Origin of the sequence: Phenylobacterium sp. (genome assembly GCF_036495085.1) — a bacterium.
Classification (GTDB): domain Bacteria; phylum Pseudomonadota; class Alphaproteobacteria; order Caulobacterales; family Caulobacteraceae; genus Phenylobacterium.
The window spans coordinates 1-8,377 of the sequence record NZ_DASXNL010000019.1 but is presented as its reverse complement, the minus strand read 5'-3'; the positions used below and the strand labels follow the sequence as shown (position 1 = coordinate 8,377).

At 66.4% G+C, this 8,377-nt stretch carries 8 protein-coding genes; 6 read left to right on the top strand and 2 right to left on the bottom strand.

The genetic code is table 11. The annotated features are described in order from the left end of the window. A partial coding sequence (locus VGI62_RS03075; protein WP_331502925.1) for a thiamine phosphate synthase occupies positions 1-331 on the top strand: 331 nt, incomplete at its 5' end. Here the strand turns inward: VGI62_RS03075 and VGI62_RS03070 are convergent. Further along, positions 321-716 (bottom strand): NtrZ family periplasmic regulatory protein, encoded by a 396-nt coding sequence (locus tag VGI62_RS03070; protein WP_331502924.1) that lies wholly within the window; start codon positions 714-716, stop codon positions 321-323. The genes VGI62_RS03075 and VGI62_RS03070 overlap by 11 nt on opposite strands. A gap of 263 nt (positions 717-979) precedes the next feature. On the opposite strand from VGI62_RS03070, the gene VGI62_RS03065 reads away from it, so the two are divergent. The 4 genes from VGI62_RS03065 to holA all read left to right on the top strand — a co-directional run bounded on the left by VGI62_RS03065 (position 980) and on the right by holA (position 5,735). Further along, a complete protein-coding gene (locus tag VGI62_RS03065; RefSeq protein ID WP_331502923.1) occupies positions 980-1,459 on the top strand; it encodes a DUF3576 domain-containing protein in 480 nt (159 codons plus the stop codon). Positions 1,460-1,547: 88 nt separating this feature from the next. Next, positions 1,548-4,133, top strand: coding sequence for a leucine--tRNA ligase (leuS, locus tag VGI62_RS03060; protein ID WP_331502922.1), 2,586 nt, complete (start codon positions 1,548-1,550; stop codon positions 4,131-4,133). Beyond that, a complete protein-coding gene (gene lptE / locus VGI62_RS03055) occupies positions 4,133-4,678 on the top strand; it encodes an LPS assembly lipoprotein LptE (RefSeq protein WP_331502921.1) in 546 nt (181 codons plus the stop codon). Before leuS ends, lptE begins: the two co-directional genes overlap by 1 nt. Before the next feature lie 4 nt (positions 4,679-4,682). Beyond that, positions 4,683-5,735 carry a DNA polymerase III subunit delta gene (gene holA, locus VGI62_RS03050; protein ID WP_331502920.1) on the top strand — a complete coding sequence of 351 codons (1,053 nt, stop codon included), beginning with the start codon at positions 4,683-4,685 and terminating at the stop codon, positions 5,733-5,735. Here the strand turns inward: holA and VGI62_RS03045 are convergent. Beyond that, complete coding sequence (locus VGI62_RS03045; RefSeq protein WP_331502919.1) at positions 5,677-7,062, bottom strand: hypothetical protein; 1,386 nt, start codon at positions 7,060-7,062, stop codon at positions 5,677-5,679. The genes holA and VGI62_RS03045 overlap by 59 nt on opposite strands. Before the next feature lie 193 nt (positions 7,063-7,255). On the opposite strand from VGI62_RS03045, the gene VGI62_RS03040 reads away from it, so the two are divergent. Beyond that, positions 7,256-8,353, top strand: coding sequence for a hypothetical protein (locus VGI62_RS03040; protein WP_331502918.1), 1,098 nt, complete (start codon positions 7,256-7,258; stop codon positions 8,351-8,353). Positions 8,354-8,377: the final 24 nt, after the last annotated feature.

The following is an 8,377-nucleotide window of genomic DNA, read 5'->3' as shown; positions in this document are numbered from 1 at the left end:
CGACGGCGTACACCTACCTGAGCGCCTGGCGCATCGCGCGCGCCGATTGAAGGCCGCTCACCCTTGTTGGCTTGTCACCGCCGCAGCCCATTCGAGCCTCGCGGCTCGGCGCGCTCTCGCCCAGGGCGCAGATGCGGCCGTCGTCTCGGCGATCTTTCAGAGCCGCAGCGCCTCGGCGGGTGCGCCGATGGGCGCCGTTCGGCTTGCGATCCTGGTGCGGCGAGCCAAGGGGCCCGTCTACGCGCTGGGCGGGGTGGACAACAAAACGGCCCGTCGCCTGACGGGCGCGGGCCTGGTCGGTCTCGCGGCGGTGGACGCCTTTAGAACTTGAACTTGGTTTCCAGCTGGACCCGAGGCTGACCCGGGTCCGTGACGTTCGGCTTCGAGCCGGGCGCCACCTGCTCGTCGCCAAAGGCCAGGCTGCCGCCGACCCGCAGCGAAGGCGTGATGCGGTAGTAGGCGCCGGCCTGGATGTCATTGGCCGTCGCGGCGCGAGCTTCCGGCTGCTGCAGGTTGAGCACCACGCCCCACTTGCCGCGCGCAGCGTCCCACTTCACGGTCTGCGACCCAGGCGCGATCGGGGAAGATTCCGTATGGACTGTGAAGTCCATGGGCTTGCCCTTGGCGTCAGCCGCCTGCGCAACGCCTGCGGCCGCCCCGATCAGGGCGGTCGTGGCGGCAAGCAAGGCGAACTTGCGGATGGACATACCGAACATATAGCCCCTTGAACCCGCATTCGCACCTCGGGTATTTCCCCAAGGTCCGCCACGGTGCAGGTCGATTAGAGAATTGCCGCCCGCCAGGTCAACCGACTCCGTCCTCAACGACCCGGAATGTATCGAAGAAGGTCGGCGCCTGTGGCGGCAGGGCCACGCGATTCCTGTTTGGCGACTGACACTGCGTTGTTATAGAGGGCGCGGCGCGGGGCGGCGCCGTGGCGCAATGCAGCGCGGCGGAATTCATTTGGAGACGGATACATATGCCGTTTGTGCGTGGTGCATGGATGCGTGGCGTTGCGTTGAGCGCCTTGGCTACGGCCGTCGTGGGCGTCGCGGGCTGTTCCCACATCATGCACCCCCTGGGCGGTGGCAGCGGACCGAAGGTCACTGACGCCGGCAACGGAACAGCTGCCGCGATCGGCGTAAACGGTTACCTGTGGCGCGCGACCCTGGACACATTGGCGTTCATGCCGCTGGCCTCGGCCGATCCTTACGGTGGCGTCGTCATCACCGACTGGTACACGAACCCTGAAAAGCCCGACGAGCGCTTCAAATGCACCGTCTACATCCTCGACGCGCGCCTGCGCGCCGACGGGTTGAACGTGACGGTGTTCAAGCAGAACCGCGACCCGGCAGGAAACTGGATCGACGCACCTTCGGCCTCTCAGACGGAGACGGACATCGAAAACGCGATCCTGACCCGCGCGCGCCAGCTTCGACTTTCGAACATCAAGGGCTGATCGCCCCCTCCGATCGTTCGTTTGTCGGCGCCCTTCAGATAGAGAGCGTTGACCGGAAGTCCAACTCCAGTCCAAAGCCCCCCTGAAGATGGCCCGATACAATCCCAAAGAGACCGAGCCCAAGTGGCGCAAAGCCTGGGCGGACGCTGACGCTTTCCGCGCGGTGATCGATCCGACCCGGCCCAAGTACTACATGCTCGAGATGTTCCCCTACCCGTCGGGGCGTCTGCACATGGGCCACGTCCGCAACTATTCTCTGGGCGACGTGGTCGCCCGATACAAGCGCGCACGCGGCTTCTCCGTACTTCATCCCATGGGCTGGGACGCATTCGGATTACCGGCCGAGAACGCCGCCATCGAGCGCGGCGTCGACCCTAAGGCCTGGACCTACGAAAACATCGCCCGGATGCGCTCCGAACTGAAGGAGCTCGGGCTATCGATCGACTGGTCTCGCGAGTTCGCGACCTGCGACGTCGCCTACTACGGCAAGCAGCAGGCGCTATTCCTCGACCTGGTTGAGCGCGGCCTGGTTTACCGCAAGGAGGGCGTGGTCAACTGGGACCCCATCGACCAGACCGTGCTCGCCAATGAGCAGGTGGTCGACGGCCGCGGCTGGCGCTCCGGCGCCGTGGTCGAGAAGCGCAAGCTGAACCAGTGGTTTCTGCGCATTACCGACTACGCCGACCAATTGACCGATGACCTGGCGAGCTTGGACCGCTGGCCCGAAAAGGTCCGGGTCATGCAGGAGAACTGGATCGGGCGCTCCAAGGGCCTGAAGTTCGCGTTCGAGTTCGCCGGCGACCCGCCGAAGGGCTTCGACGGGGGCCTTGAGGTCTATACAACGCGCCCGGACACGCTCTACGGCGCAAGCTTCGTCGGCATCGCCCCCGACCACCCCCTGGCCGAACAGATCGCAGCCGCCGACCCCAAGGCGGCCGCGTTCATCGCCGAGTGCAAGAAGGGCGGCGCCTCTCAAGCGGAGATCGACACCGCCGAGAAGATCGGCTTCGACACCGGCCTGAGGGTGACGCACCCGTTCGATCCGGCGTGGAACCTGCCCGTCTGGATCGCAAATTTCATCCTGATGGACTATGGGACGGGCGCGATCTTCGCTTGCCCGGCGCACGATCAGCGAGATCTGGATTTCTGCCGCAAATACAAACTGCCCGTGAAGCCGGTCGTGCTCCCACCCGGGGAAGATCCAGCAACCTTTGCGGTTGGCTCCGAGGCCTACACCGGCCCCGGCACGATCTATCATTCCGACTTCCTGGACGGGCTGGACATCGAGGCGGGCAAGGCCGCCGCCATCGCCCGAATAGAAGCCCAGAAGCAAGGCGTGGGCGCGACGGTCTATCGGCTGCGCGACTGGGGCGTGGCTCGCCAGCGCGCCTGGGGCTGCCCGGTCCCCATGGTGCATTGCGCCAAGGACGGCGTCGTCCCCCTGCCGAAGTCAGCCCTGCCGGTGGTGCTGCCCGATGACCTCGAGTTCGGCAAGCCCGGCAACGCCCTGGATCGGCATCCCACCTGGAAGCACACGACCTGCCCGATGTGTGGTGGCCCGGCAACCCGCGAGACCGACACGCTGGACACCTTCGTGGATTCGTCCTGGTACTTCGCCCGCTTCGCCGACGCCGACGCCGTCGAGCCAATCGACAAGGCGGCTGCGGACTACTGGATGCCCGTCGATCAGTACATCGGCGGCATCGAACACGCCGTGCTGCACTTGCTCTACGCGCGCTTCATGACCAAAGCCCTGGCCGACGATGGCCAGCTCTCCGTCCGAGAGCCGTTCGCCGGGCTGTTCACGCAAGGCATGGTGACTCACGAAACCTACCGCCGCCAGACCGGCGAGTGGCTCGAGCCGCGCGAGGTTGAGGTCGTCGTCGAAGGCAAGTCCCGCCGCGCCAGGCTGCTGGAGAACGGCGCCGAGGTGGTGATCGGTGACGTTGAGAAGATGTCGAAGTCCAAGCGGAACACCGTCGCGCCGGAGGAGATCTTCGATGTTTATGGCGTCGACGCCGCGCGCCTGTTCGTGCTGTCCGACAGCCCGCCGGAACGCGACGCTCAGTGGACCACGGGCGGAGTGGCCGGCGCGTGGCGCTTCGTCAATCGGGTCTGGGAGGAGTTCGCGAGCCAGCCGCAGTCCGTTTCGGGCGCGCAGCAGGGTTCCGACGAAGCCGCCACGGCAGTGCGCCGCGCCACCCACAGGCTGATCAAGCAGGTGACCGAGGCGATCGAGACCTTCCGGTTCAATTCCGGCATCGCCCGGCTCTACGAGTTCCTGAACCTGCTGAAGGCCAATCCGGCCAAAGACGCCACGCCCGCACTGCTCGCCGCCCGACAGGACGCGCTATCGAGCTTGGCCCGGCTGATCGCGCCCTTCACCCCGCATCTGGCGGAAGAGTGCTGGGTCCGTATTGGTGGAGAGGGCATGGCTGCGATGGCGCCCTGGCCGACCTTCGACCCCGCGCTGATCGAGGATTCCGTGCGCGTCCTGCCGGTTCAGGTGAACGGCAAGCGGCGCGGAGAGATTTCCGCGCCGGCGGGCGCCTCGCAGGCCGATGTAGAAAAGATCGTGCTTGACGACCCCGAGATCGCGAGGCGCCTTGAGGGTCTCACTATCCGCAAAGTGATCGTCGTGCCCGACCGCATCGTCAACATAGTAGCCGCCTGATGAACCGACACCGCGCCCTCGCCGCGACCTTGCTGGCCCTAACCGGCGCGGGCCTTGGGCTGGGCGGCTGCGGCTTCACGCCCCTTTACGCCGCGCCGGGCGTGACCTCGAACATGGCCGTGATCGACGTCGTGGCTCCCACCGGCCGCACCGGGTACTTCCTTGGACAGCACCTGGACGACGCCTTCGCCAAGAACCACTCCGCCCCGGCGAAATATTCCATGCACCTGACGCTTGGCGAGGCCCGCTATCCGCGCGGCATCCGCACCGACAACGTCGCCACCCGCTACGAATACGTGCTGACCGCCAACTACACCTTGACCAACCTTCCCGGCGGCGATGTCGCGAAGAAGGGTACGGTCCGCGTCGAGTTGACCTACGACTCCGCCGATCAGCCTTACGCCTCGATCGCCGCGGCGGAAGACGCACAGGACCGCGCGGCCGAGGAAGCCGCCCGCCGGATCCAGCTCGAGATCGCCTCATGGCTGGCGACCCGCGAAACGAAGGCTAGCACGCCCAAGGCCGTCGCCCCGCCAAAGGCGTGAGGCCATGATCCTTGGCAAACGCCCGGACATCGAGCGCTTTCTCAAGGTCCCCGACCCCCGGATCCGCGCCGCGCTGATCTATGGCCGCGATCTCGGAGTTGTGCGTGAGCGGGGCCAGGAGCTGGCCGGCCGCATAGCCAAGGACCCCAACGACCCCTTCGATGTCGCCCAGCTTACAGACGGCGACCTCGACGCCGACGGCGGGCGGCTTGAGGGCGAACTTGCCGCCCAATCGCTGATGGGCGGGCGCCGCTTGGTTCGGCTTCGTTTCGCGACCGAGAAGACGGGCCTCGACAAACTTGCCGCTGAGGCCCTGACCCGACATGCGAACGGTGAGCTTAATCCTGACGCCTTCCTGGTGATCGAGGCCGGGGCTCTGGGGCGCGACTCCGCCCTGCGCAAGGCCGCTGAGAAAGCGCCCGCCGTCGCCACCATCCCCTGTTACGAGGACGAGCCGGGCGACGTCGCCCGCCAGGTGCGCGAGGCGCTGGCCAAGGACAACCTCTCGCTCAGCGCCGAGGCATTGCAGATCTTTGTGGCTCGCATGCCCAAGGAGAGGGGCGTCGCGCGCCAGGAGATCGAGCGACTGGCGCTGTTCCTCGGCCCGGGAAGCGGTGCGACCGCGACGCCGGCCGACCTGGAACCCTTCCTCGGAGTCGAGCCCGAAGCCTCGCTGTCAGACGCCGCCGCCGATGCTTTCGGTGGACGCCTGGGCGATGCGCAAGCCGGCCTTCGCCGCGCCGCCCAGGAAGGTGAGGCCGGCCCAGCCGCCATCCGCGCCATGGGCCTGCATCTGGGACGCTTGCGCCGCGCCCTGACGCTGGCGAAGAGCGGCGCCGGTCTTCAGGAGGCGGCCAAGGCCGCCGGCGTCTTCTGGAAACAGGAACGGGAATTCCTCCGCCAGGCGCGAAGCTGGACGCTCGAGGAACTCGACCGGATCCAGCCCGAGATCCTCAACGCCGATCGGTTGTGCAAGACCGCGGGCTCCCCGGATCATCTTATCGCCGAGCGGCTCGCCTTGGCTGTTGCGGGACGAGCTCGGCGTCTTGGGCTTTAGGCTTCGAAAGGTCGAGCCCGCGGCGTTGAAAAATGGCCAGGATTTTCGACTTGGCCGCCGGACGTCGATCAGCCATCAGTTCGGCAAGACGATCCATGAAGCCCATGACTGCGGCCCGCGGATCGCGTCCCGACTTCGCCGTAGTCCAGGCTTCGACCAACAGCCTGTCGGTGGGTTCCGCACCAATGATCGCACGCATCTCCCAGAATGACGCACCCCACCCCATTCCCATCCGCATGTCGCTTTCCCACGATGGCTCCAGGTCCAGCCGGACGTCGTTGGTCGTGAGCTCAGCATGGCCGCCGGCTGACTGTCCGCCGGAAAGGGGATCGTTCTCGAAGCTGCAGATGAGGTAGTTGACGAGGCCATACTGCACCGCGATCGATGGCTGGGCCGAGCGGCGCGGCCTGGCGGCGCTGAGGACGTGATGGGTGTAGGGCCTAAGGACGACGTCCGGTTCGCGGGCGTGATTTTCGCCGACCGAAATCCGCCCTTGAACATAGTAGACCTGATCCTTCAGCTTGGAATCGATCGACACGGAGGGCCGTTTATCGGTCTGACACCCGATTTTGGACAGCCACCCGACATAGCGGCCCAGACTGGCTTCCAGTGAAGCCTGCAGTTGCGGGGTCAACGCGCGAGACTTCTGGAAATCGACATATTGTTCAACTTTGTCGACCTTGTCGGCGAGTTCGCGGACACTGTGCTCAAGCTTGGAAATCTGCTCCAGGCGCTGGTGAATGTTGGTGAATTTTGCCTCCAGACCGGCGGCCTCCTGCTCCCGCCGGTCAGCCTCTTTGCCGGCTTCCGCCAACCGCGCATCGATCGAAGCGCCCGCCTCGGCGACGCGCTGCTCCGCCGCCTCGCCGGCCTGCCGGAGTCGGGCGCGGAAGTCGCGATAGGAACGGACCCCCGCCACCGCCAACACCGTAGCCAGGATCGCCATCGGAGCGCCGACCGCCAGGGCGAACCACTGTGCCCATTTGATGAGCCGCTCGGCGATCGCCTCGGAGGTTTCGAACTCTACGAGTTTGGACTCCTGCCCGGTCGGGCGAGCGAGGGGGACAGTATCTGGTCCCACGGAAGGACGCGGGGGCGGCCGGCTCAAGAGCTCGTTCTGGCGAGAGCTCAAGAGCGCCGCCGCCCGCCTGTCGGCCTCGCGGCGCACGAGTTCGAGTTGCCGCGCCTGCTCGTCGGTGAGGCGCAAGGCATCTGCGTGCGCTAGCGCGCTATCGGCGATGGGCGCGTTTTGAGCCCTCGCCGTTCCGCCTGTCACGACAAGAACGAACGCTGTCACCAGCCCCAGCGCATGTCGCAAGACGCGCATCTTCGCCGCCATCCTTGCGCCGAAGCTACACCCCTCGCAGCCCGCGATGAACGGAAAGATCGGCGAGCGGCCGGAACGCAACCTCCGGTCTGTTCCCAGGAGTCAGCCGGCGCCTTGCCGTAGATGGCAAACCCCTGGAATAATCGCCTGTAAGCACGCCTGATTGGAGGTCTGTGGTTCTGGGGAGGACCGGATGAACAGCAGGAGATTGTGTGCGGCAGCGCTTGCCGCCGGCCTCGCGATCGCTGTGCCCAGCCTGGCCGCAGCGCAGGCGCCCCCGCCGCCGAAGACCGCCTTCAGGCCGCCACGCACGGCGGACGGCCATCCCGACCTGCAGGGCGTCTGGACGAACGCAGCCGTCACCCGCCTGGAGCGCAATCCGCGCTATGGCCCCAATCTGGTTCTGACCGATGCCGAAGCCCGCAGAATCGAGGCGAAGACACAGGCGCAGATCGACCTTGGAAATAAGCCTACCGATCCGAATGCCAAGGTGACGGACCTGCCGGCCGACTGCTCCGGCGGCCGCGGTGTCGATTGCAACTACAACGCCGCCTGGACCGACCCGGGCAGCGTGGTCATGCGCGTGAACGGCCAGCCGCGGAACGGCTTCATCACCTCGACGGCGGACGGGCGCGTCCCGATGCGCAAGGATATCAAGGTCAGTCCGTTCGGCCGAAGCCTGCAACCAGGCCAGAGCCCGAGCGACAATCCGGAGACCCGCGCGCTTGGCGAGCGCTGCCTGCTGTCGTTCGGCAATTCCTCCGGACCCGTCATGCTGCCGGGGCTCTACAACAATACCTACCAGGTCGTGCAGACCCGCGACCAGGTCGTCATTGACGTCGAGATGGTGCACGACGCGCGGATCATCCGTCTGGACGCCACCCAGCACCTGCCGGCCTCGCTCAGGCCGTGGATGGGAGATTCGATCGGCCATTGGGAGGGCGACACCCTCGTGGTCGAGACCACGAATTTCCACCCCGAGCAGGTCTTCCGCGGCGCCTCTGCCCACCTGAAGGTCACCGAGCGACTGACGCTGGTCGGCAAGGATCGGCTGCACTACGCCTTCTGGGTGGAGGATCAGACCGTCTTCTCCCAGCCGTGGGGCGGCGAGTATGAGTTCGCCCGCTCCAAGGGCCCTGTCTACGAATACGCCTGCCACGAGGGGAACTACGGCCTCGTCGGCATCCTGCAGGGGGCCCGCGAAGAGGAACGCACCGGCGTCAAGACCGCGCCCACCAATGTCGACCAGAAGGCGCGGCCGGCGTCAGACGGCGAAGGCGGCGAGGGCTAGCCGAGTCCCCAATCCGAGATTCGC